Source organism: Peredibacter sp. HCB2-198, from assembly GCF_045999315.1.
Taxonomy (GTDB): Bacteria; Bdellovibrionota; Bacteriovoracia; order Bacteriovoracales; family Bacteriovoracaceae; genus Peredibacter.
This window is the reverse complement of record NZ_CP174607.1, coordinates 675,836-696,533: the sequence shown is the minus strand read 5'-3', so window position 1 is coordinate 696,533 and position 20,698 is coordinate 675,836. Positions and strand designations below refer to the sequence as shown.

The window sequence follows — 20,698 nt, the reverse complement described above, 5'->3', positions numbered from 1 at the left end:
GTTACAATCTTTTATATGACAAAAACATATCTTCTTTTTGCATTATTACTAACAAGTTGTGCTGGTGTAAAAGTTATTCATCCGAATGATAAACACAAGGGCCCAGCCGGAACTTTCACCTGCAGTATCGTTGCTTCAAACGGTAAGCGGGTATTCGCAACTGATAAAACTGAGGATGCTGCTCGCAATGAAGCTTTAGCGAGATGTCGTGATAAAACGATCATATCGTCGTGTATGCCTAAGAATACCCAGTGTGTGAGAAATTAAATTCTTAAACATTATCTCATTTTTATTTTCAGGAGATCCAACAAGAATGTGTGCGGTAACTAATTAATCAAAAAAATTAAAATATTGATTAATAATCACAATTGTTGAGGTCTTATGAGACAGTTAACCATGATTAATCAGGTGAAGGAGCTTTCTTCACTTGATTCGAACGTACGTGCCGTTTTTATGTATGGCTCTTTTTCCAAAGGTGAGGGTGATAAACACTCTGACATCGAGTTCTACTTTTTCTTAACTGATGCAAACAGTATTGATGAAAAAAATTGGGCAGCTCAAATAGGTGAAGTGATTCTTTTCTTCAAAAATGAGTTTGGAACTAAGGTCGCTATTTATGATGACTTGATCAGAGCTGAATTTCATTTTCTTGATGTCAAAGACATTACAATTATCAAACAGTGGGAAGGATTAATTTCTTTTGAGAACAAGGAAAAAATGATCCATGTTGATAAAGACGGCCTGTTAAAAGAGATTTTGGATTCTATTTCAATTATTTCACCGATAAGAAATTCAAGAGAATCAATTGTGTGGCTATCACAATCTCTGGTGAACTCATTGGTTTATACAGGTCATTTGATTGCAAGGAATGAATGGGCCCATGCTCATATGAGTTTTTCATATATTCAAAAATACACCTTGTGGTTAATGAGAGTTGAGGCATCTGCATTCACTCATTGGGAAAGTCCTTCGAAGAGTGCTGAAAAGGACATTCCAAAGGCGTTGTATCAGAAGTATGAAAAAATCTGTCCATCACTTAATCAGAGAGAGCTTATTGAAAGCTTCAGAAGTTCAGTAGAAATTGCGAACGAATTATTTTTTGGCCTTAGAGTAAGTCAAAATATTATTTCAACGCTCGAACGAATTCGTAAGGTCCATATTTAAGATGAACCAAAGGCCCAGTGAAAAACTGGGCCTTTTTTTAAATCTAGTTTTGAACCTGGGCCCAGTTCAAAGCTTCTTCATTCTCAAAAAATGACCGCATTTCAATGACCTTGTCATTTTGGAAAGTGAAAACATCCGCTACGCGTCCGTCGATCCATTCCCTTTTATCTTTCAGTCTCACACTAACATGCACGAATACGATGATCTTATCGCCTGCGATAACGAATTTTTCCGGCTCGCAACTTCCTTCGGCCCAAGTCCCACGAGCTTGAGCAAAGTGTTCTTTTATTTCACCCAGTCCGCGATAAGTCCCACCAGAAGGAGAGCCCTCAAATTCGATTCGCACGATCTGTGGATCAAATAAATTGAGAATTGCCGGAATGTCGTATCGATTAATGGCTGCGTAGAGTTCTTTTAGAGTTTCGATTTCAGTCATACGAGAAGTGTATGAAAGACAAGCAGAAATAAAAAAGCCCAGTGGGTTAAACTGGGCTTAGTATCTTTCACTTCTTTCGAAGATTAGGACTTAAACGGGGTGTTCGTCGTTTTGGAACCAAAGTCCAATAAAATCAGTCAACTTCGTGTAAAGAGGAGTTGGGTGCAGACAACTTCAATTTTACTTCACTGTGATCAACAAACTGTAGGACTAAGAGAGCATCCAATTTGGCAATTTTGTTCATCTCTTCATGACACTCTGGAACATCAAATTCAAACTTAAGACGAAGATTGAGAAACTTCCCTGAATCAAGAGCCTCCGAAAGACTAAAACTCAAGCCCTTTTTGTCTAGTTTCTTGTACCGAATTTTTGATCCATCTTTGTCGATAAGTCGTTTGATCCTTAACTCTGCTCCAATGAGAGTCGTATTCAGCCTACCAGCGTTTTGCACAGTAAAATTGACCGAAGCTACATAATGAGTTTTATCAAACCCATAAAAAAAGTCTTTTAGGTTAATGTGGCTTGGTTCTTTACGGTCTTCATGGATATTGATTTTTGGAGATTCTCGAAGATTTTTTCTGTAGTTAAAGTAAAGAGAAACAATCCCGGCAATACCACCGAACAAGCCAGTAAGATTTGCCAGGACTGTATGATCTTTAATTAACTCGGCTAACGATCCCATCATGTTTTGAAAGGTATCACATGCTCCATAGCTTGTCTTTCTGGTAAGAATTTAAGCTTATCCGTGGCTCCAGTTTCGTCGATACCAGCCAGTCGTATGTATCTGGCCATTGTGTCTAAATCCTGCCATCCACATATTTTCATTACCGTAGCTGAGGCAATCTGATTTTGAAGAAGCTGTGTTGCGAAGCAAGCCCTCAGATCATGAAACTTCACTGAAGTAATACCTAAATTCATGCAAAAGCCTCTTAAGACTTTGGCCTGATAGCCATGTCTCCATTCTCTGAGACGAGGTAAGACTTCTTTCCTACCGTTGCCAGAAGACTGAAGTGTGAGCAGAAGTGTCTTGAGATCTGAATTGATTGGTATATTTCTCCAGTAACCCGCTTTCGTGCTTTTAGTTTCATTTCTTCGTTTATTGTAAGATTTTGAAACTCTAATTGTGTTTGAAGAAAAATCAACATCGTCCCAAGTCAAAGCATACAACTCTCCATTTCGACATCCTGTCAGTACTGCCAATTGCCCATATTGGGTACCACTCATGATTATAGAATTGAGCCATCTCCAGCAGTTTTACAATTTCCTTGTGGTTAAGAATTGACCGTAAGCAGGGCTTTGAGTGACATTTTTAATAAGACCTTCTTCCATGCCCCATTTGTAGACACAATTAATTGTGTGTTTCATCTTAGCTTGAAAACTTTTAGATTTATCTTCTTCTTCTAATTTAGAAATTATGTTTTTAACGTCTAATCTCGAAACTTCTTTCGCTGCCTTCTGCCAGATAGGTGAGGTCCAGGTTTTAAGAGAGCTTAAGTAATCTTCAAGCGTGTCAGGCGCAAGCGGTTCTAATTCAGGGCCATGCGTTGTGGCGAACCAAATCTTTTTTTATATCTCATAAAAATCGGGCTATTGGATCGTTCCTACTTAAAACTAGCTACGTGATTTACCCTCCCCTAGGGGGAAGGATTAGTCATTACAAGGATATTTGGCTTTGGCTGTGAGACCCATCATTTCACCTTTGATGAGGTTTAACCTACCGAAATTACCATTCTTAAACCACACTGCTCCTATGTCGTAGCCTACATAACCACCAAAACTATTCTTGGCATTGTACTCACCACAGATAATCCAATAGGCGCTCAAGCCCCGATATAGATCCTTAGACCACATTTTTTTGGGTTCTTTTACGTTACGAATTTGAAGTGATTCTGGGTCTTTTAGAGCATTTTTTAGGCCATTTTTGTATATTTCCTCGTAGTTTTTTGGAGGAATTCCATAGTTCAAAGCTGAAATCTCAGCTTCATTTGGTGTTGCGCACGATGTTGCAAATAACAAAACTGCAATAACAAAAAGCAAACTATTCTTCATAGGCAAGTCCTTCGATCTCTTGAGTTCATTCTGATAAATTTTCGACTACAATCTGATTTTCGATATTTTTGAAAATTTATAAATTCTAAAACCTTGAGAGAGCATTTTGCTTTTTAGAAAGCATTATTAGAGCAGTAATGGATTAGGAGTTAGTCGATAATGAAGTTTGGAGAATTAGACATTCCTGAAGAATTGTTAGAATCCCAATTCAAAAAGAATCTGGTGATCTTTGCTGGAGCGGGAATTTCTGTAATGAACCCTTCCGACTTACCAAGTTTTGCTAAACTTGCTCGGATGATTGCAGATAGAGTCGGAAAATCTAAAAAAGATCATGAAGGTTACGATCAGTTTTTAGGCAGGCTTGAAGAGCAGAAAATAAATATTAGAGATATTTCTGCCCAAATTCTGAATCCTCCAGGTGTTCAGTTTAATTTACTGCACACTTCAGTATTAAGATTATTTTCAACTGTACAGGATATCAGACTTGTAACAACAAATTTTGATAACCTTCTTTCTGATGCTTCTAAAACGATAGGAAAAGATCCTGAAGAATTTTTCGCCCCAGCCTTACCCAATGGGGACAATTTTTCTGGCATTGTTTATTTGCATGGTGCTTTATCCAAGCCACTAGATAGGTTAGTCATCACAGATATAGATTTCGGTAGAGGGTATTTAACTGAAGGATGGGCGAGACGATTTTTACGACAGCTTTTTTCTAAATACGATGTTTTGTTTATTGGGTATTCCCATAATGATTTAGTTTTTAATTATCTCAGTCGAGGTCTACCACCAAATTCTCAAACAAAGCGTTTTATCCTTACGCATGATAACGATAAAGAAAAATGGAATTCCTTAAAAATAACACCAATTATTTATGAAAAAGATTCAAACGGAACACATTCGGCTCTAGCAGAAGGATTAAAAGACTGGGCTGATCATTCTCAAAAAGAGGTATTAGATCACGCAGAGAGAATTAGAAGTATTGTTTCATCAAAACCACAGATAAGTGACTTAGATAACGATTACTTGCTTAAGTTTGTATTTAAGCATGAAGTTTTTGCTGATTTCTTTTTTGAGGGAGCGTCCACCTTAGAATGGTTTCACTGGTGCAAGGATAATTCATTGTTGGCACCTCTTTTTGAAAATCGTTCTCTTAACAACATAGAAAGAAAGTTCATTTTTTGGGTTAGTAATAAATTTCTTTTAAATTTCCCATATGAAGTAATCCTTACGGCGATCAATAATGATCAAAAGCTTAACCCTGTTTTTTCAAATGAAATTGCCAGAAGTTTGATTGGCGTAAGAAAAGAAATTGATCAAAAGCATCGAAAGGATCTGCTTAATCTTGTTTTGTCTCAAGAGTATGACAGTGATGATGATTTTCTTTCAATGGTGCTGCCTCATCTCATATCTGATGAAGATAAAGAAACGGGCCTTGTACTTTTTAAACATTTGATGTCGCCGAAAGTTAAATTTGAGAATAGAGAAAAATATTTTCAAAGAGATGATCTTAAAACCCGGGACAAAATTAATTACGATATCGAAGTAAGAGGTAAAACACATTGGCTTAAAGAGTTTAACAATAAGGGAATTAAAAGCCATCAGGCTTACTTTTATCCGAGATTAATAAGTATATTTTCAGCTTATATAGAGGACATCTATAACATCTTTAATACTTACGACCCAGGACATCTTGATTATGATCTGATTTCAATGAAGAGAGCAGCAATTGAAATTCATCATCAAAACTCTTCATATGAGGATGGATTACAATTCCTTTTTGATCTATTCTCAGAGTCATGTCAATGGATCGTTGGCAATGATGAGAATGCGACATTCTTCTATCTGAAACATTTTGCACTTTCCCCATATGAATATTTAAAGAGGGTTTCACTCTTTATGGCTTATTCAACTTCATTTATGGATGCAGACAGAAAAGCTTCATGGTTACTTGAACATAACTTTTTGACTAGCTCTGGATGTCATCATGAAGTGTTCACATTTATCGGAAAAATATTTCCCGTTTTAAGTATTGAAGCGAAGAATAAAATATTAGATGCAATTGCAAGAAATTGTCCTAAAGAGGCTTCTGAAACTGATCATGTTGCTAACTATGAAAGATATAGAATGCTCAGTCTGCTTAAATGGATTTGCAAACACTCTCCGGATTTCGTTCCTGCAAAAGAGGCATTAGAAAGATTAGAGTCAAAAGATGAGAACTTTGAAATAAGCGATCATGCAGATTTCAAATCTTATCATTCGGATGCTCGAATTATGGAATATAAATCAGAGCTTACTCCAGAAGATTTACTAAAACTGGATTTAGAGTCTAACCTTGATTATCTTTTGAATTTTAAAGATAAAGATGTATTTCACAGAGATACCGATCAAGGTGTCATAAATTTAATTCAAGATGTCGTAAAAACGAATCCATGGTGGGGATTCTCTCTTGCAGAGGTACTTCCAAAGCGTTCTGAGTGGACTACCAAATTTTGGAGATCAATATTTAGAGGGTGGCAAGAAGCACATCTATCTGACGCTCAGTGGTCGGAGGTTTACGAAATAATCATGGCCCATACTTCAGAATTAGCTCATTTCACCAGGGACATAGGCGACCTGATAGAGAAAGGACTTAATAACAAAGAAGGCAAAATACCTCTGAATAAATTAGATGATTTTTTCTTCTTAACCCGAAAATTATGGGAAGAAATTAAAGATAATCCATTGGATCGTGAGATTACTGACTGGCTGGGTACGGCCATAAACAATGAAGGTGGTAGGTTAGCGATTATTTGGATGGAAATTATTTCTTTAAAGCGAAGTGAAGATAAGCAATATGACTACTCAGAGCATTTAAATTTCTTTGTTAAAGTAATTCAGCATAAGTCGCAGCAAAGTTATATGGCCTCATGTCTTTTTTGTAGCCAGCTTTATTTCATGTTCTCCCTCGACACTGATTGGGTAAAAAAATATTTGATGCCTTTGTTTAGTTTTGAAACTAATCCTGAATATGCAAAACCAGCTTGGGATGGCTTCTTGAGTTGGGGAAAGTGGTCTCAGCCAATGCTTAGCGATTTACTAATTATTTTCAAAGGAGCTTTTAGACACTTGGAGAAATTAGGCAAAATGAGAAAACAATTTGTTGTTTTTGTTGCTGGCATATCGGTAACAGGTGAAATGGAGCCATTAGAAAGTGAGTGGTTACCTAAATTCGTCTCAGTAGCCCAAGAGGAAGATTTAGGTGAACTTAGTTCTTCAATTGCACGAGTACTCTCCGATAAAGAGGAGAATGAAGAGATCATATCTAAAGCCTGGAGTAAATGGTTAAAGAAATATTGGTCTGATAGATTGAAAGGAATTCCTAAGAATTTTTATGACTCAGAGAAAGATGATTTAGTTTCTTGGGCCATATTTTTGGGAGATGAATTATCAGAAGCAGTAGAGCTTATTAAACAAACCGATTTCTCGAAAATAAAAAGTTTAAGAGCTTTGTACGAGATAGAAGAAAACAAGATTCACGAAAAATACCCCAAAGAAATTCTTGATATGTTAGTAAGTATTCTATCGCAAATGAGCTACGGACAAATAGATTGCCATTTTTTAAATTCGATAGCTCGACATCTTGTGAGCAATAAAGATTTAGATAAAGATCAGCGAATGAAATTAGCAAATTGTATGGCAACGATTGGTTGTCACGAGGCAAGTAGCTTAAGAACTTTGATTTAGATTAATGCTCTTTTTGTAATGAGCTTTCTGAATCTAATTCGCTCCCAGCTCTAACTTCACTTTTGAATACTTCAGATCCCGTTGCAGTTTCTATCTTTCTTAATTCTTCGTAGGCAGGAATAAAGTATCTTCCTTTTGGTTCAAATGAAGTCATTTGCTGCACGGCTTTTTGGCCTTGAGATGATTTTAAATCAAGCACTGGATAATTTTTAGAAACCTCAGTTGGTGGATTATTGGTATAGACCCCTCTAATATCCCCTGAACTTGATTTAAGATAGGAAGTAATAGTCTCGTTAAATAATTGGGTAGAAGCTAATATATAGTTTGGAGCTGTGGATAGGGTCATGCTGGCAAGTGAATTAGAACTATTATGTTTTTTCAATGCTATTTTCCAGCTTGATATAGCTTCAAGTTTTGCAAAGTTCTCATGATTATTTTTCTCTATTTGTCTGAAAGATCCAGAAGCTGAGCGGAGTACGCCAAGAGATGTAAAACTATCAATATTATTGAACCGAGGATAATGAAGTGAGAACGAATTCAGATGTGCTCGCCTCTGACTAGATCTAATGAAATTCAATTTTTTATCAATTCGATTTAAAACCCAATTACTAGTTTCGAGATCTGGAGGAGCTGGAATTTTGTCACCTTCTACTATGATGTGAACAATTGAATTTAACTCCACATCTAGGTCGACATGCTTATCATAAACATTAACCAGGCCAAATGTTGCAATAATTGTGAAAAGGAACCCGATGGCTTTCCCTATGCGTGAGGCAATACTAGGGTCTTTGTTAGCCTGATCCCCAAGTTTTTTGTTTTCTTTCTTCTTGTCTCTTCTAGCTCTACTCATATAAATCAAAATGATAACATGGGAGCTTGAGATTTCTGGAGTTAATATTTTGGGCAGTGCAGGAAATAATTTCGAACAATGAGATCTGATTACCTCTTCTTCACTCTTCTAAGAACTCCTCGAAAATTCCAGCATTGATTTCATCCGAGAATTCATCAATTGAATGGATCTTATCATTCGGCCCAAAACAAAGCTCATCAACGGTCATTTTGAAGTAATTAGACACGATTTTGACTTGCTTTAAGCTTTTAGGATCTGTCCAGAAAGCCAATTATCCAAAGTCTGTCTTGGAACTCCTGTTGCCCTGGAGAGTTGAGAAATGTTCATATCATGATCAGCGAGAAGCCGTTTTAGGATCTTTGCAATTTGCATAAGTCACTCCAATTTGCGGCTCTTTATTCAACTTATAAATTTAAAAACCTCTAGGAAGCTAATGGCGCCTTATTGAGAGCTATTTGCTCCCTAGAGGGTGAATATGGTTGGAAGTAAAGGGAATCGGTATTGAAGAATTGAGAAGACAGTAGGAAGACTTCGAGAAGACATTCTATTGAAATATCCTGGAATGAACTGAAACTTTCGAGAGTGGATAATTGATAACTGCTTGAATCAGCTTCTTGTTTGGTTTTAAAAAGTTAGGTCTTGTTACGAAAAAGTGTCGTGGAAAAATGGGGTGACCGATGGGGATCGAACCCACGACAACCAGAACCACAATCTGGCGCTCTACCAACTGAACTACGGTCACCATTGATCAGATAGACAGACAATCTATAGGATAGAGCCCATCCTCGTCAAGAGATTTTGCACTGCGTATTTGATTTAATTCGTGCAATTTTCCCAATCCCTCGGATAATAAAAAGTATGAGAAATTACCTACTTTTGGCCTTATTTTTCACTCTTACCTCTGAAGCTTCCGTCGTCGGAATCAGCACCCATCCTCTAAACGAAGAGGCCCGGGTTTTTAGCGCTGAAATGACGGGTTACATGAACCAGCGCCATGAAATGGGGGCCGGCATTCGCTATACCCAGGAAGTGGAGAAGGATCGCCTGTTGGACCTATCGGCCTCTGGAGGCCAGGAATCCCGCGGCCTGACTCTTGGGGGAGGAATGGATTTCGAAATTCTTTCGGAGGATGTCCACCAGCCACGTTTTTCTCTGAAGCCTTATATGCAGTATCAAAAGTTCGATGAAACAACATCGACCTACATTGGTGGTGCGCCAACTCTACGCAAAGGTTTTAGCATTAGCGGTCAGGAAGTTTTTCCTTATCTCGCTGTTCCGACTGGTATGAAACTTGATTCAGAAACAGATGAATTCGTTTATTATGCTTCTGTGACTCTTGGGGCAAGCATGCCTTTCCCTGGTGCAAACAATGAACGCGTCCTTCTCTCTGTAGAAGGCAATAAAAACATGGGTTCAACTTCAGACTACGTCGGTTGCTTGGTCTCATGGATGTGGAAGTAACATGATTTTTTTCTCTGACTTTGACGGCACTTTAACTCAGGAAGGTAGCGGACTTACTCGCGACTTTTTTGAAATCATTGATCATATTCATAAACATGGTCACGAACTGGTGATTGTGTCTGGTCGTTCTCTTTCCTGGGGACACTTCTTCCTGACTCACTTTCCGCTCAAGGCCTGTATTATGGAGGGCGGCGGAGTGATTTGTTATAAAGATGAGCGTGGTGAAATCGTCGAAGAGCCTCTCATTTCAGTAGAGGAGCTTGATCGTCTTCGTAACTTTACAACGAAGTTGAAGCACCATTTTCCACATGTTCCACTTTCTGCCGATAGCTTTGGTCGTCTCACTGATCGCGCCATTGAGTTTCATCTGATGGATGAGCAATGGATTGAAGACGTGATGACGTTCATGAAGCAGGAAAACATTCACTTCTCGAAATCAAACGTTCACATCAATTTCTGGTGTGGAAAAATCTCGAAGTATTTAGGAGTGGTTCACTTTTTACACAAGTACCGCCCACATCTGACTCAAGAAAATGCTTGGTTCTTTGGAGACGCTCCGAATGACGAAAGCATGTTCGAGCTATTTCATAACTCAGTCGGCGTGAGTAACATTGAAAAATGCCTTCACCGCTTAAATCACAGGCCAAGAATCATTCTGGAAGGTGAGGAGAACGCTGGGCCCAAAGGCGTATTAAATTACGTGAAGAAGTTGTGCTAAGGAAGTTTTGTTACTTCCTTATAACGGCCCTTACGCTCATTCTTATCCTGACATTCTTTCCAATTGGCTCAGAAGATCCGAATCCTGAGATGGAGATCTATCTTCTCTCTAATCCTATTCATACTGACATTGCGATTCCTGTACGTAATGAGGTCTTTGATTGGGAGAGTTTCCTAAATCCCTTAGATTTTAAATCTAGGCCAGCTGATTGGATTGAAATTGGTTGGGGCGATCGTCAGTTTTATTTTGAAATGCCTACTTGGGACAAGTTCACCTTTAAGCTTGGTTTTGATGCTCTCTTTATTCCTGATCCGGCAATCTTGCATGTGAATTATCTCGATGCTCATCCCACTTCATATTCAGGCCACCGACGAATTAGAATCTCGAAAGCGACTTATAAAAAATTAGTGGAAGAGATCAGGAGTCAATTTCAGCTAAAGAATGGAAGACCTATTCTCATTCCTAATAAAGGTTATAGTGACACTGATAATTTTTATGAGAGCTTTGGATCTTTTTCAATTCTTAAGACCTGTAATGTCTGGACCGCCCAGAGACTAGGAGCAGTCGGCATTAAAAGGCCTCTCTGGTCGCCAACGAAGTATGGTCTTGAATTTATTTGGTCTAACTAGCCTGTAACTTCTACAGGCTTTACCCGCTAAATTATTCCGAGTGCTAAAATTCGCTCACAATGAACCGATTTTTGGCCCTCCTTTTTATTCTAAACTCAGTTGCTTTTGCCCAAGATTGGGTAGAGCAGGAAGGCGTGCGATTTCATTCGTCATGTAAGGAAAATTTTGGGGATGAATTCCAAAACAATTTTCATGCGGGCATAAAAATGGGTTTAGCTTGTTTGGACAAGCTCAATACGCCGATGACGAAGATTCATATTACGAGTATTACCAAACTTCTTGCATCTAAGAAGCTGGTGGTAGGTTGTCATTATACAGACTATTTTAAAAAATCTACTGCGGCAGCCACTTCCTCTGGCAGTGAGGCCCAAAATGCGCCGGCCTATGGTCTAATTCATCCTTTTATTGCATTTAATTCTAAAGAAGCGAGAAGTGATTGGTATGATGTACCTTTTATGAAAGCGGTCTCCTTCCACGAACTCTTTCATAATATTGGTTATGTTCATGGTATGACTGAAGAATATGCCTACGCTTGTGAAGAATGCTGTTTTGGCGAGAACCCTGATGTTAAAGCAACTGCATGTAAAGTTTGTTCTAGTAAATATGAAGGTCTGAAAGATCCTGCGTATTTCGATGACTTTACGAAATACACTGAAGCTTCTCCCTGGAAAAAATCATTTAGATTCAAGGTTGCCATTCGTTTTGGACTTTTGGCCAATCCAAATTCTTTCACCCTTCTAGAACTTTTATTAAGTAATGACGGTAAAGGGAATGCATTATCAATCGCTTCGGCCAGATCTTGGAAAGATAAGTTTGCTTCTGAATACATTGTTAGTACTGCTGGACAACCTTACTCTGAGATTGAGGAAAGAATTGAGGGCCTTATTGTGGGAGCTTATAAGGCCCGGCAAGAGTTAATGATTGAAAACAACGTCTCTGCTTCAATCCAATCTTTTCTTGCACTCAATGTAGAAGATTTACGAAATTATTTTGCTGCTGATCCCGAATACGCAGAGATATTCTGGGATGCCGTTCTGTATGACATGGACGTTCTATTTGATCTCAAACGAGCTGGTCACAAGTTAGATCTTGCCGAGCTTGATAAGAAATACTTGGAAATCCTCGCGGCCAAGCCGCGAGAGATTACCAATCAATAGGGAAATAATCTTTTAGGAACTTACCACTCCAGTGCTTACCAGTGTTGATACCGTCGAAAATCGGATCAATCACTCGAGCAGCTCCATCCACGATATCTAGTGGTGGCTGGAAGTCATGAAGTTTTGTTTTACGTTCTGAAAGCTCTGCTGGATCCTCATCTGTTACCCAACCAGTATCAACGGCATTAATGAAAATTCCGTCTTTAGCAAAGTCAGTCGCCGCAGTATGAGTCATCATATTGAGCGCGGCCTTCGCCATATTAGTGTGAGGGTGACGATCTTCTTTGTAGAAACGGTGGAACTTTCCTTCCATTGCTGAAACGTTCACGATGTGTTTCTTGCCTGTGTAGTCCTTTCTCATTAGGGCCACAAGGTGATTACATAGAACGAAAGGAGCAACTGCGTTTACTAGTTGCACTTCAAGCATCTCAACTGTGTGAACTTCACCTAGGCGCTGTCTCCAGCTGTTGGTTTTACGAAGATCCACTTGCTGAAGGTCGGCATCTAGTTTTCCAACTGGAAAAACTTCTTCAGCAACCAAAGAGTTGTCGATACTGTAAGGGATTTGAGAAAGTTTGGCCGAAGCACGAATACCAACTCCTGGAGCGCGGTCGTTCCAAGCAACAGGTACGTTTTTATCTGCACCGAACTCAATCGACTGCAACTTGTTCACACAAGTCTGGAACTCATCCAGAAGGTGAGCAGCTTCTTTCGGAAGTTCTGCAAGTGATTTGGTCTCATTCTCCATCAAGTGAGCATAGAAGCCCGCTGGACGACGAACGGTTTGAGCAGCGTTGTTGATAAGAATATCCAGGCGCTCATATTTTTGTTCAATATAACGGCAGAAGATCTCTACACTTGGAGTGTGACGAAGATCTAGTCCGTAGATACGAAGGCGATCTTTCCAAACATGGTAATCACTTTCTTTGCTGTAACGAAGCGCAGAGTCCACTGGGAAACGAGTGGTGGCGATTACTGTTGCACCCGCGCGAAGAAGCATTAGAGTGGCATGATAACCGATCTTTAAACGAGAACCTGTAATCAGGGCCACTTGTCCTGTTAGATCCGCAGTTTGAAAACGTTTTGCGTAGTTAAGGTCCGCACAGCTCGGGCACATGGTATCGTAGAAGTGATGCACTTTCGTGAACTTCGTACGACATACGTAGCAGTCGTGAGGAGTAGCGTATTCATTTGTTTCTTCTTGTTCAAGACGTTCAGAGAATGTGATCTGAGCCGGGGCCGCGAACACTGGAACTTCACGAGCTGAACGAATACCAGTTAAACGACGGGCATTTCGGTTGGCCTCTTTTTCAACTTGTTTACGAAGTTTCTTCACGTCCTTCTGACGCTTTTTTGTTTCTTCGCGATCTGGACGAGAAATAGTTCCCGCTGCTTTAAACATGGCAACTCGTTGCTCATGAGTGAGGAGAGTTAGTTGCTCACTTTTGGCGGCAAAACTGCGCATAACTTTGAGACAAATCTCAAGTTCATCAGGACTACATTCAAGTGCGATCAGGTCATTATTTTCATTCATGACCCGTATCTAACATTGAGCGCATTTTCGGTCAACTTTAAGCTAGGAATTCTTGGACCTTCGCCTTAATAATTTCCTCTACTTGCGAGCGTTTGAGTTCCAGTTTTTCCTCAAGCCATATCGCCAGATCCTCTGGAAGAGGGGCAATGAAGTAAGTCATCTTGTCTTTCGGATAGGTAAGTTTAAGGGCGGTCGCATGAAGTGCGTGACGTGGAATCTGTAAAAGATCGTGATCTTCCGGAGTCGCTACATGGTCTTTAAAACGCATGAAAACACCTGGGTCACCATTATAAAGTTTTTCACCAAGGAGTGGGTAACCATTATAGGCCGCATGCACACGAATCTGATGCTGACGTCCGGTTAATGGAAAGGCCATCGCAAGTACGAAGTCACCCTTATCAAGAATGAGTTCGAAATGTGTTTCAGATTCCTTTCCAAACTCAGAATCCTCAGGCCACACCGACATCATCCCTCGCGGGATTTTATTCTCTTCACGATCCATGCGCTCTTTAGCAGTGAATGGAAAAGCCTTTGCCCCGGGACGTTTATGAGCAATAAAAAAGTAGCACTTTCTTACTTTGTCTTCTTCAAACAAGAGCGCCACTCGCTGCGACACTTTGGGATTTTTTCCAAGGAGAAGCAGTCCCGAAGTTTCGCGATCAATTCGGTGAATCGAGTGAATGGTTTTCTTGTAAATAGTCTCAAAAAAGACTGTGGCACAGTAGAAGAGATTCTTTCCGGCCGGATGAGTGATCATGAAAGGCGGTTTGTTGATTACCAGCAGTTCTTCATCTTCAAAAACAATTCCTGGCTTTTGATCACGAGGAACTGGTTTACCATGCCAGTACTCGTCCTCAATCATCCCATCATTGTGGGTCGTGATGGTTACCCGCTCACCGTAGTGAACTTTTACCGAAGGCTTATGCGGAGACTTTCTTCCCGAAATCTCAACTTCACCTTTTTCAATTTTCTTTTTTAAGTACTGGCGTGAGAGTGTAGGCATACACTTCATCACGAACTGATCAAGACGCCAGCCATCCTGCTCGATTTGAACAGGGTGGCTAACGACGTATTTCTCAGTACTAAAGGATTTTTCTATTTCACTCATCTCTGAGTGTCATAACGCATTTTAAGCAAATATTGAAGCGAAGAGATCGCTCCATTTTCACTATAGTGGTATTTATTCTGAAGGGTATTGATAATATTCGTAATCATTTCACGAACATCTTTCTCAACATTGTGGTTTCCACCATCTTTTCTTTCAGCAAGGTACAGCACCAGGTTTCGACCGATTTTGTCGATAATCTTCTTCTGCTCCTTACGATAAGATTCTTGAAGGAGGTGAACCAGGTCTTCAAAAACTTCTGCATAAACAATTGGTTTACCGCGATTATCCAGGGCATAGGCACCTAGACGAGCGATAAGATTTGAGCGGAATTTTTCAGGAATCTCATTCATGTGCACGTTCGACTCAAATTCTTTAATGAAGTAGGAATCTGGCGCTTCAAACTTACCAGTCACATTGTTCTTCACTTTCTCGCCTTTAATGACGGCGTTAATTGAAAGAATATACTTCGAGATATAATCTTCATAAGAACGGTCATCAACCAGGCCTAGAGATTCACGAACTTCAGTGTCCAGGATGTCCAGGTTCCACGCTTCGATCAGTTCAATGAACTTCTTTGGATTATGATACTCACCTTGGTGAGAGATGTTGAGGAAGTCATACTCAGCTTTCTTTTCAATCAGAGTGTTGAGGTAATCCAGCACTTCAACAAAAGTCACGTTCTTTGAGTTGTAAGCAAGGTCATAGATGATCTGCTTCACTTCTCTCGGAGAGATACCAAATTTTCCTTCATACATTGAGTCGTTGTCATATTCATTCATCACATCTTCCACACCCATTTTAAGGATCTGTCGAGATTCTGAATCGAAAGCGTCTGGAGTTTCTTTGTCAGCGTAAAGAAGACACTTCTCAAGAGGAGAAAGGGCCTCAGCAATTCTTCCAATCTTTTCATCATGGAAGTTTTTAGCTACCGGAGCACGCATACGAGTCATCACCGACCAAAGGCAAAGGGCCGTAAGAGAATGAGGCTCGAAGGTCGCTTCTTCTTTAAGTTTTGCAATTTGTTCAAGGTAAATTTTTTCTTCTTCCTTATAGCTCATGAGATAAGGCACACGAAGGAAGTTGAAACGACCTTTGAATGAATTAAAGTCAGGGTGCTGTTTGAAGGCCGCGAAGTGAATTTCGTTCGACGAACCAATGAAGAAAATATCAAGCTCAGTCAGAATACCGTGAAGGTTAATGGTCTTAGATTCCATCGTCATCAATAGGTATTTGAAAGTATCAAGTGGACGTTTTAAGAGGTCCGAGAACTCAAGGATACCGCGGTTGGCGAGAACCACTTCACCAGTGAGTGAAAATAAGTTCAGAGACTGCAGACTTGGTGGAAGAGACGCCAAACGTCTGTCCATCGTGATCTGTTGAAGATTAGCATCAACATGAAGTTGCGGCTCAATCGTTGTTGCCCCAATGGAGTAACGACGGTTGATATAAAGGCGTTCAACACGGATGTGCTTAAAGACTTCTGTGTAACTACCTTTATAGTTTTTAAGAAGGGCATCAAAGATCAAACGGTTTCTTTGTGAGAGGTCCCCATTATAAAGATACGACTTGCGAATGGTCTCAAGTCGGGTCCCATCATTTTTGAAAGCGTCCTCAATTAACTTCTGACGAGTCTTAAGTGGTAGCAGAAGAAGAGGGTGATCTTTTAATTCTGAAGAAAGAATGGCGCTGATGTCTTTATCTTCCAAGAACGCATATGAGTTAACATTTTTGTCTGCCGTTCCACCTGAAAGACCAAGTGAACCTTTAACGAATTGATCAATTGGAAAGATCCAGCTGAAGCTAAACAGAGATCCTTCGTCGGTATGTGAATAGTCTTCCGCAGAGAGCATGATCTTCTTAATTAAGCTCGACTTTGAAGAACCATTGGGTCCGACCAGAAGAATGAACTTATTGTTGAAACCTTCTTCCATGAAGTTCTGAAGATATTGGTGAATGCGCTTTTGTGTTTTGATCTGACCATGAACAGGTGGCGCATCCGCGTGCTCGCGAGAGAACAACTTAAAGCTACCGTTAGGATTGGTGCCGTAATAATCAAACATGTCACGTAAGTAGATACATGTTGGACGCAATTCTTTCTCCGGATTTTTCTCGAAGAGTTTCATGTAGTCATCGAAGGCCAGAACGTTTTGATAGCGACCTTCTTCTTTATTTACTTCTTCCATCCATTTCATATAACCTGATCCTGTGAAGAGAGATTCTGATAAGTCCATTATACCAAAGATCATCGTCATCTTGGGTACTCTTAGCATTGTAGGCATAATTTTGCTCTTCATGCGACCACGACCACTCGCACGAGCGTTACAGAAGCGTCCAGATTCACCGGAGAAGCTTTTTACTCAGGTGATTCTTGCTGCCAAACCTGAAATTCAACGACTCTGGGAGGAGGGTGACCGCTATTTCCCGAAAGACGGAGTTCAGTGTAACGACGAAATCCTGCACGATAAGTCCGTTGGACGCAGTTATTACCAGTGTCAGCCTCATTTTTGGCAATGCTATTGGCAGCATGGGGTAACAAAAACGCCGGCGATTGAAATCGAGCTATTTGGTCAGACGTTTCATGTGGTGGCGAAAGCGAGTTTTGAACCAATCTCGGCCTATTCAAATACCAATCGTTACTACAAAATGTTTAAACGCGAGACTCCAGGACTCAATCTCCATTACGGATACATCGTTGAACTTGCGGTTCTGGAAATTCCGGGTTTCACACAGCCCATGGTTCTGACTGATTCATGTCGCGATACTTATCTTCCAGAAAGAATTTATGGTTATGGAAAAGTGGAAGATCGTCGCGATGATGGTTTTATTTGGGACAATTTTGGACGTGAGATTTATCTCGATAAATTTTATGTTTCAAATCAACAGGTAAATGAGTGGCGTATTCTAAAAGGTGAGGCCTCTAAGATTGTGCAAGATCGTAAGCTTTGGCCAAGGCCGGCTCTTTTAAATTTGTCTGAACAAAAAAACTACTGTGCTTTTTTCGGAAAGCGCCTTTTAGAAGCAAAGTTATTTGATGCTGCTACGATGTCGCCTTCAGACACAAAGAATCCAAAACCTGAAAAGGTCCTCAGACCCGATACACCATGGCAACGTGATTACAGTCGCTCTTTTTTAGGCATGGCGAAGATTAATCCGGATTATCAATTAACGCCACTCGATTGCCAGCTTGCTCAGGTTCAGGGGTGCGCGGAAAGATACTTCACCACAGATTCTTCGACTTGGATGGGATTTAATTTTGCTCTTGGTTTTTATCCAGAGTCCTTGGCCAACGACATTGATCCCGAAAAGAATTTAAAACGATCATCTCGTTTTCTGGCGCCTTCTTCTGAATGGCATCAGCTAGGAATGCTTTCACATTGGAAAGGTGAGCAAACTGAAAATTTACCAGTGGCCTTCCGTTGTTACGAAGAGGTGGTGCCATGATTTTATTTTTCATCCTTTTCTTCACTGGCATGGTTCAGGCAGATGCTCCTCATTATTGGTCTCAGCTAACTGAGATTAAGGATCGCCACGAGTTTTATGCAAATAATGAGACCATTATTAAACCTCGAGACAGTTGGCAGACCCTTTTCTCTGTGGTCTATACGGATCTTGATCTTAACCAGATGAAAGACTGTGTATTTTATCGTGTTCCAGGCGTTGAAAAGGGAATGCTTAAGCTAAAAACTGTTTCGGCCTTGGATTCTTGTGATAAGCATATTTTGGAACCAGGTGATAAGGATTGGCAGGGAATTAAGTCACTACAGTTTTCAACTTCAGTAGATTCTCTTCAGCTCACAATGGCTTTTCCTGAATATCGCTCAGAAAAATGGGCCCTTGCGATCCAAAATAAATTTGTGAAACCAGCACCCAAAATGAATGCAAGTTCTGTGGACGCAAAAGCGCCGCGCATGATCTATCTTGCACCTAAAAAAGATCTGCCTTTTAAATTTGAGTCTACCGTCTTAAAAGACAATACTCTTTGTCATGATATCAATGAAGATTGTGAAGAAGTGAAACCTTCCATTTGCTCGCAATGTCCTGAAGGCTGGTATGAAATTCCTAACGGCTGTTCTAAAGGACCTAAATATTGTGGACGCCAGACTTGTGGTCAGAAAAATCAACCTGCTTGTCGTCGAGGAATGGAGTGGCAAAGAAGTGAAGGGCCGTTTGAATGTCGAGTAGATTCTAGCTTCGCTTATTGTGCGAAAGGGCTTCAAATTCACTGCGAAGGAAAACTCGCTTACTGCCGTTAACGAGTCTGTGCTGCGAGCGAAGTATTCACAGAATCTTCATGAAAAGAGTCCCAAGAATGAGTCACGAGGGCCATTGATTCCGGGTTCGACATATTTTTAGCAAGTGTTCTATGAACTTGGAGCGATTCAAGGTCAGTCAGAATTTTATAAGTTCTGTCTTTTTCAACTTCCATTCCGGCCACGGAAAGAATCAGTTCATTGCCCTTTTCAATATAAGGGGACGGTTGCCATTGGCCACCGCGATTGCGATTGAAATCTTCCTCTAATACTTTTAGAAGTTCTGATCCTTTGATCGCCACGATAAAAAGTTGTGATTGCCCAGAGGTCTTAGGAAAAAAGGCGATATCTGCGGTAAAAGAAATAAGTCCTTTGGCGACATCTTCCTTAGAGAAAACGGCCGAAGTTTTAGGCTCCTCAACTGGAGAAGTAGAAGAGAATTCAAGAGGTTTTCCAAGGAATGTGGCCGGGATTCTTTTCAGGTGATTGACCGATGTATCTTCAGTGAAGCAGTCATTGGTTTCTTTGAAAAACTCATGACAAAACATTACTGGTTGGTGAACGACAGTTTGTTCAGGGATTACTTTTTTGGTTTTAGTATTTACCGTAAACTCAGCGAAGCTAAAGCTTTTACCATCTTCAAAGCCGGCAATTACTAAAGTTCCATTCACGAAGTTTGCCATCTTCTGATGGTTTCTCCCTCCAACGACCACATCAACAAGTTGAGGAGGAAGTCGCTCAAGGTATTCGCCAAGAACACCCTTAAGGTTGCATACGTTTTGTTTTTGTGGCTCAAAGTTAACTTTCGTAATAGGAAGTTTGGCCTCGGCCGCAAGTTCACTGTTACAGTCAATTCCTTGATGAGTGAGAACGACAATGACGTCAGCGCCAAGTGAGCGAAGAAGACGAGCGTGACGAAGTGTTGATTGGATCATGTTCTCAACAAAGAGACCCACGCGGTTGTGAACGGGAGTATTGGCCACAACATCATCTGGAATAAGACCAACGATTCCTACTTTAACGCCACCAACATCTTTTAAAAGGTATGGTTTAGTTCCTTCCCATTCAACGACGCGAGCGGTCTTTAGTTCATAAAGATTACTCAAGATAAGCGGAGTCGAAGAGTCTTTAGCAAACTTCTTAAACAGATCTGAACTACTGGTCATTGTCGAAGGAAGTTTTAAGTTAAAGTCACGAAGACCAACGGTAAGGGCATCGTATTTAAGGGTCGAGTAAAAGTCACGGACCGTGTTTGAACTTGAAGCACGTGAGAAGATGTCTCCGGAATCTACCAGAACAACATTTTCAAAAGTATCACGGAGAATTTTGTAATAGCTTTGGATGGCATCTATTCCACCAACTTTGGTTGTTTGGGGATTTTTATTGTGCTCGTCTTTGAACTCTAGGGTTTGCGCCTGATAGTTTCCATGAACATCATTGGTGGCCGCAATTACAATTCTTTTTTCAAACTCACCAAGTTTTTGAATCTTGGGTTCATCTGGAGAAGAGTAGAGCTCTTCATGCCCTTTCATCTTTTGGTTTTCAAGTTGGCTTTTTTTGAACGAGCAAGAAGCTACTACCAGTAGCGCACATAAAAGAATTTTCATGGACCTTCA

The 20,698-nt window shown here is 40.2% G+C and carries 20 protein-coding genes and 1 tRNA gene; 9 read left to right on the top strand and 12 right to left on the bottom strand.

What is annotated here, in order from left to right:
• Window positions 1–15 precede the first annotated feature (15 nt).
• Both ACJVC5_RS03535 and ACJVC5_RS03530 read left to right on the top strand, forming a co-directional pair.
• The gene (locus ACJVC5_RS03535; protein WP_408098008.1) at window positions 16–267 is read left to right on the top strand and encodes a hypothetical protein; all 252 of its coding nucleotides are present in this window, start codon (window positions 16–18) and stop codon (window positions 265–267) included.
• A 114-nt stretch (window positions 268–381) separates the two neighbouring features.
• A complete protein-coding gene (locus ACJVC5_RS03530; RefSeq protein ID WP_408098007.1) occupies window positions 382–1,164 on the top strand; it encodes an aminoglycoside 6-adenylyltransferase in 783 nt (260 codons plus the stop codon).
• Between the two features lie 43 nt (window positions 1,165–1,207).
• Here ACJVC5_RS03530 and ACJVC5_RS03525 read toward each other — a convergent pair whose 3' ends face one another.
• The 4 genes from ACJVC5_RS03525 to ACJVC5_RS03510 form a co-directional block, all read right to left on the bottom strand.
• Entirely contained in the window at window positions 1,208–1,600 is a 393-nt protein-coding gene (locus ACJVC5_RS03525; RefSeq protein WP_408098006.1) for a nuclear transport factor 2 family protein, read from the bottom strand.
• A 133-nt stretch (window positions 1,601–1,733) separates the two neighbouring features.
• Window positions 1,734–2,285 carry a hypothetical protein gene (locus ACJVC5_RS03520; RefSeq protein WP_408098005.1) on the bottom strand — a complete coding sequence of 184 codons (552 nt, stop codon included), beginning with the start codon at window positions 2,283–2,285 and terminating at the stop codon, window positions 1,734–1,736.
• Window positions 2,282–2,824: a site-specific integrase gene (locus ACJVC5_RS03515; protein WP_408098004.1), complete on the bottom strand. Its 543-nt coding sequence runs from the start codon at window positions 2,822–2,824 to the stop codon at window positions 2,282–2,284. The genes ACJVC5_RS03520 and ACJVC5_RS03515 overlap by 4 nt, the downstream gene beginning before the upstream one ends.
• Window positions 2,825–3,247: 423 nt before the next feature.
• Entirely contained in the window at window positions 3,248–3,649 is a 402-nt protein-coding gene (locus tag ACJVC5_RS03510; protein ID WP_408098003.1) for a hypothetical protein, read from the bottom strand.
• A 159-nt stretch (window positions 3,650–3,808) separates the two neighbouring features.
• Between ACJVC5_RS03510 and ACJVC5_RS03505 the strand changes: the two genes are divergently transcribed.
• Window positions 3,809–7,375 carry an SIR2 family protein gene (locus ACJVC5_RS03505; RefSeq protein ID WP_408098002.1) on the top strand — a complete coding sequence of 1,189 codons (3,567 nt, stop codon included), beginning with the start codon at window positions 3,809–3,811 and terminating at the stop codon, window positions 7,373–7,375.
• 1 nt (window position 7,376) lies between these two features.
• Here ACJVC5_RS03505 and ACJVC5_RS03500 read toward each other — a convergent pair whose 3' ends face one another.
• The 4 genes from ACJVC5_RS03500 to ACJVC5_RS03485 form a co-directional block, all read right to left on the bottom strand.
• On the bottom strand, window positions 7,377–8,225 hold the full coding sequence (locus ACJVC5_RS03500) for a hypothetical protein (RefSeq protein WP_408098001.1): 849 nt from the start codon (window positions 8,223–8,225) through the stop codon (window positions 7,377–7,379).
• Between the two features lie 100 nt (window positions 8,226–8,325).
• Window positions 8,326–8,496 carry a hypothetical protein gene (locus ACJVC5_RS03495; RefSeq protein WP_408099266.1) on the bottom strand — a complete coding sequence of 57 codons (171 nt, stop codon included), beginning with the start codon at window positions 8,494–8,496 and terminating at the stop codon, window positions 8,326–8,328.
• Window positions 8,466–8,552 carry a hypothetical protein gene (locus ACJVC5_RS03490; RefSeq protein ID WP_408099221.1) on the bottom strand — a complete coding sequence of 29 codons (87 nt, stop codon included), beginning with the start codon at window positions 8,550–8,552 and terminating at the stop codon, window positions 8,466–8,468. The genes ACJVC5_RS03495 and ACJVC5_RS03490 overlap by 31 nt, the downstream gene beginning before the upstream one ends.
• Before the next feature lie 339 nt (window positions 8,553–8,891).
• Window positions 8,892–8,967 (bottom strand) — tRNA-His (locus ACJVC5_RS03485).
• Between the two features lie 116 nt (window positions 8,968–9,083).
• On the opposite strand from ACJVC5_RS03485, the gene ACJVC5_RS03480 reads away from it, so the two are divergent.
• From ACJVC5_RS03480 to ACJVC5_RS03465, 4 genes are read left to right on the top strand one after another with little or no spacing between them, the layout of a single operon-like run.
• Window positions 9,084–9,686, top strand: a complete 603-nt coding sequence (locus tag ACJVC5_RS03480) for a hypothetical protein (protein ID WP_408098000.1) — start codon at window positions 9,084–9,086, stop codon at window positions 9,684–9,686.
• A gap of 1 nt (window position 9,687) precedes the next feature.
• Window positions 9,688–10,404 carry an HAD family hydrolase gene (locus tag ACJVC5_RS03475; protein WP_408097999.1) on the top strand — a complete coding sequence of 239 codons (717 nt, stop codon included), beginning with the start codon at window positions 9,688–9,690 and terminating at the stop codon, window positions 10,402–10,404.
• Window positions 10,398–11,033, top strand: a complete 636-nt coding sequence (locus ACJVC5_RS03470; RefSeq protein WP_408097998.1) for a TIGR02117 family protein — start codon at window positions 10,398–10,400, stop codon at window positions 11,031–11,033. The genes ACJVC5_RS03475 and ACJVC5_RS03470 overlap by 7 nt, the downstream gene beginning before the upstream one ends.
• Window positions 11,034–11,092: 59 nt before the next feature.
• On the top strand, window positions 11,093–12,190 hold the full coding sequence (locus ACJVC5_RS03465) for a hypothetical protein (protein WP_408097997.1): 1,098 nt from the start codon (window positions 11,093–11,095) through the stop codon (window positions 12,188–12,190).
• Here the strand turns inward: ACJVC5_RS03465 and ACJVC5_RS03460 are convergent.
• Genes ACJVC5_RS03460 through ACJVC5_RS03450 form a run of 3 tightly spaced genes read right to left on the bottom strand, consistent with a single transcriptional unit; the run spans window position 12,177 to window position 17,024 of the window.
• On the bottom strand, window positions 12,177–13,724 hold the full coding sequence (locus tag ACJVC5_RS03460) for an SDR family NAD(P)-dependent oxidoreductase (RefSeq protein ID WP_408097996.1): 1,548 nt from the start codon (window positions 13,722–13,724) through the stop codon (window positions 12,177–12,179). The genes ACJVC5_RS03465 and ACJVC5_RS03460 overlap by 14 nt on opposite strands.
• Window positions 13,725–13,761: 37 nt before the next feature.
• Entirely contained in the window at window positions 13,762–14,832 is a 1,071-nt protein-coding gene (locus ACJVC5_RS03455) for a pseudouridine synthase (protein WP_408097995.1), read from the bottom strand.
• Window positions 14,829–17,024 carry a hypothetical protein gene (locus ACJVC5_RS03450; RefSeq protein WP_408097994.1) on the bottom strand — a complete coding sequence of 732 codons (2,196 nt, stop codon included), beginning with the start codon at window positions 17,022–17,024 and terminating at the stop codon, window positions 14,829–14,831. The genes ACJVC5_RS03455 and ACJVC5_RS03450 overlap by 4 nt, the downstream gene beginning before the upstream one ends.
• Before the next feature lie 100 nt (window positions 17,025–17,124).
• On the opposite strand from ACJVC5_RS03450, the gene ACJVC5_RS03445 reads away from it, so the two are divergent.
• Together ACJVC5_RS03445 and ACJVC5_RS03440 are read left to right on the top strand one after the other, a co-directional pair.
• Complete coding sequence (locus ACJVC5_RS03445; protein WP_408097993.1) at window positions 17,125–18,273, top strand: hypothetical protein; 1,149 nt, start codon at window positions 17,125–17,127, stop codon at window positions 18,271–18,273.
• Entirely contained in the window at window positions 18,270–19,085 is an 816-nt protein-coding gene (locus ACJVC5_RS03440) for a hypothetical protein (RefSeq protein ID WP_408097992.1), read from the top strand. Before ACJVC5_RS03445 ends, ACJVC5_RS03440 begins: the two co-directional genes overlap by 4 nt.
• Here ACJVC5_RS03440 and ACJVC5_RS03435 read toward each other — a convergent pair.
• The gene (locus ACJVC5_RS03435; RefSeq protein ID WP_408097991.1) at window positions 19,082–20,689 is read right to left on the bottom strand and encodes a hypothetical protein; all 1,608 of its coding nucleotides are present in this window, start codon (window positions 20,687–20,689) and stop codon (window positions 19,082–19,084) included. The genes ACJVC5_RS03440 and ACJVC5_RS03435 overlap by 4 nt on opposite strands.
• Window positions 20,690–20,698 lie beyond the last annotated feature (9 nt).

Excerpts from the sequence above, each read along its gene's own strand:
- ACJVC5_RS03500 (WP_408098001.1), bottom strand. The coding sequence starts at position 8,225 with ATGAGTAGAGCTAGAAGAGACAAGAAGAAAGAAAACAAAAAACTTGGG.
- ACJVC5_RS03475 (WP_408097999.1), top strand. The coding sequence starts at position 9,688 with ATGATTTTTTTCTCTGACTTTGACGGCACTTTAACTCAGGAAGGTAGC.
- ACJVC5_RS03525 (WP_408098006.1), bottom strand. The coding sequence starts at position 1,600 with ATGACTGAAATCGAAACTCTAAAAGAACTCTACGCAGCCATTAATCGA.
- ACJVC5_RS03445 (WP_408097993.1), top strand. The coding sequence starts at position 17,125 with ATGCGACCACGACCACTCGCACGAGCGTTACAGAAGCGTCCAGATTCA.
- ACJVC5_RS03460 (WP_408097996.1), bottom strand. The coding sequence starts at position 13,724 with ATGAATGAAAATAATGACCTGATCGCACTTGAATGTAGTCCTGATGAA.
- ACJVC5_RS03535 (WP_408098008.1), top strand. The coding sequence starts at position 16 with ATGACAAAAACATATCTTCTTTTTGCATTATTACTAACAAGTTGTGCT.
- ACJVC5_RS03510 (WP_408098003.1), bottom strand. The coding sequence starts at position 3,649 with ATGAAGAATAGTTTGCTTTTTGTTATTGCAGTTTTGTTATTTGCAACA.
- ACJVC5_RS03455 (WP_408097995.1), bottom strand. The coding sequence starts at position 14,832 with ATGAGTGAAATAGAAAAATCCTTTAGTACTGAGAAATACGTCGTTAGC.
- ACJVC5_RS03490 (WP_408099221.1), bottom strand. The coding sequence starts at position 8,552 with ATGAACATTTCTCAACTCTCCAGGGCAACAGGAGTTCCAAGACAGACT.
- ACJVC5_RS03465 (WP_408097997.1), top strand. The coding sequence starts at position 11,093 with ATGAACCGATTTTTGGCCCTCCTTTTTATTCTAAACTCAGTTGCTTTT.
- ACJVC5_RS03440 (WP_408097992.1), top strand. The coding sequence starts at position 18,270 with ATGATTTTATTTTTCATCCTTTTCTTCACTGGCATGGTTCAGGCAGAT.
- ACJVC5_RS03480 (WP_408098000.1), top strand. The coding sequence starts at position 9,084 with ATGAGAAATTACCTACTTTTGGCCTTATTTTTCACTCTTACCTCTGAA.
- ACJVC5_RS03515 (WP_408098004.1), bottom strand. The coding sequence starts at position 2,824 with ATGAGTGGTACCCAATATGGGCAATTGGCAGTACTGACAGGATGTCGA.
- ACJVC5_RS03435 (WP_408097991.1), bottom strand. The coding sequence starts at position 20,689 with ATGAAAATTCTTTTATGTGCGCTACTGGTAGTAGCTTCTTGCTCGTTC.
- ACJVC5_RS03450 (WP_408097994.1), bottom strand. The coding sequence starts at position 17,024 with ATGAAATGGATGGAAGAAGTAAATAAAGAAGAAGGTCGCTATCAAAAC.
- ACJVC5_RS03505 (WP_408098002.1), top strand. The coding sequence starts at position 3,809 with ATGAAGTTTGGAGAATTAGACATTCCTGAAGAATTGTTAGAATCCCAA.
- ACJVC5_RS03530 (WP_408098007.1), top strand. The coding sequence starts at position 382 with ATGAGACAGTTAACCATGATTAATCAGGTGAAGGAGCTTTCTTCACTT.
- ACJVC5_RS03520 (WP_408098005.1), bottom strand. The coding sequence starts at position 2,285 with ATGATGGGATCGTTAGCCGAGTTAATTAAAGATCATACAGTCCTGGCA.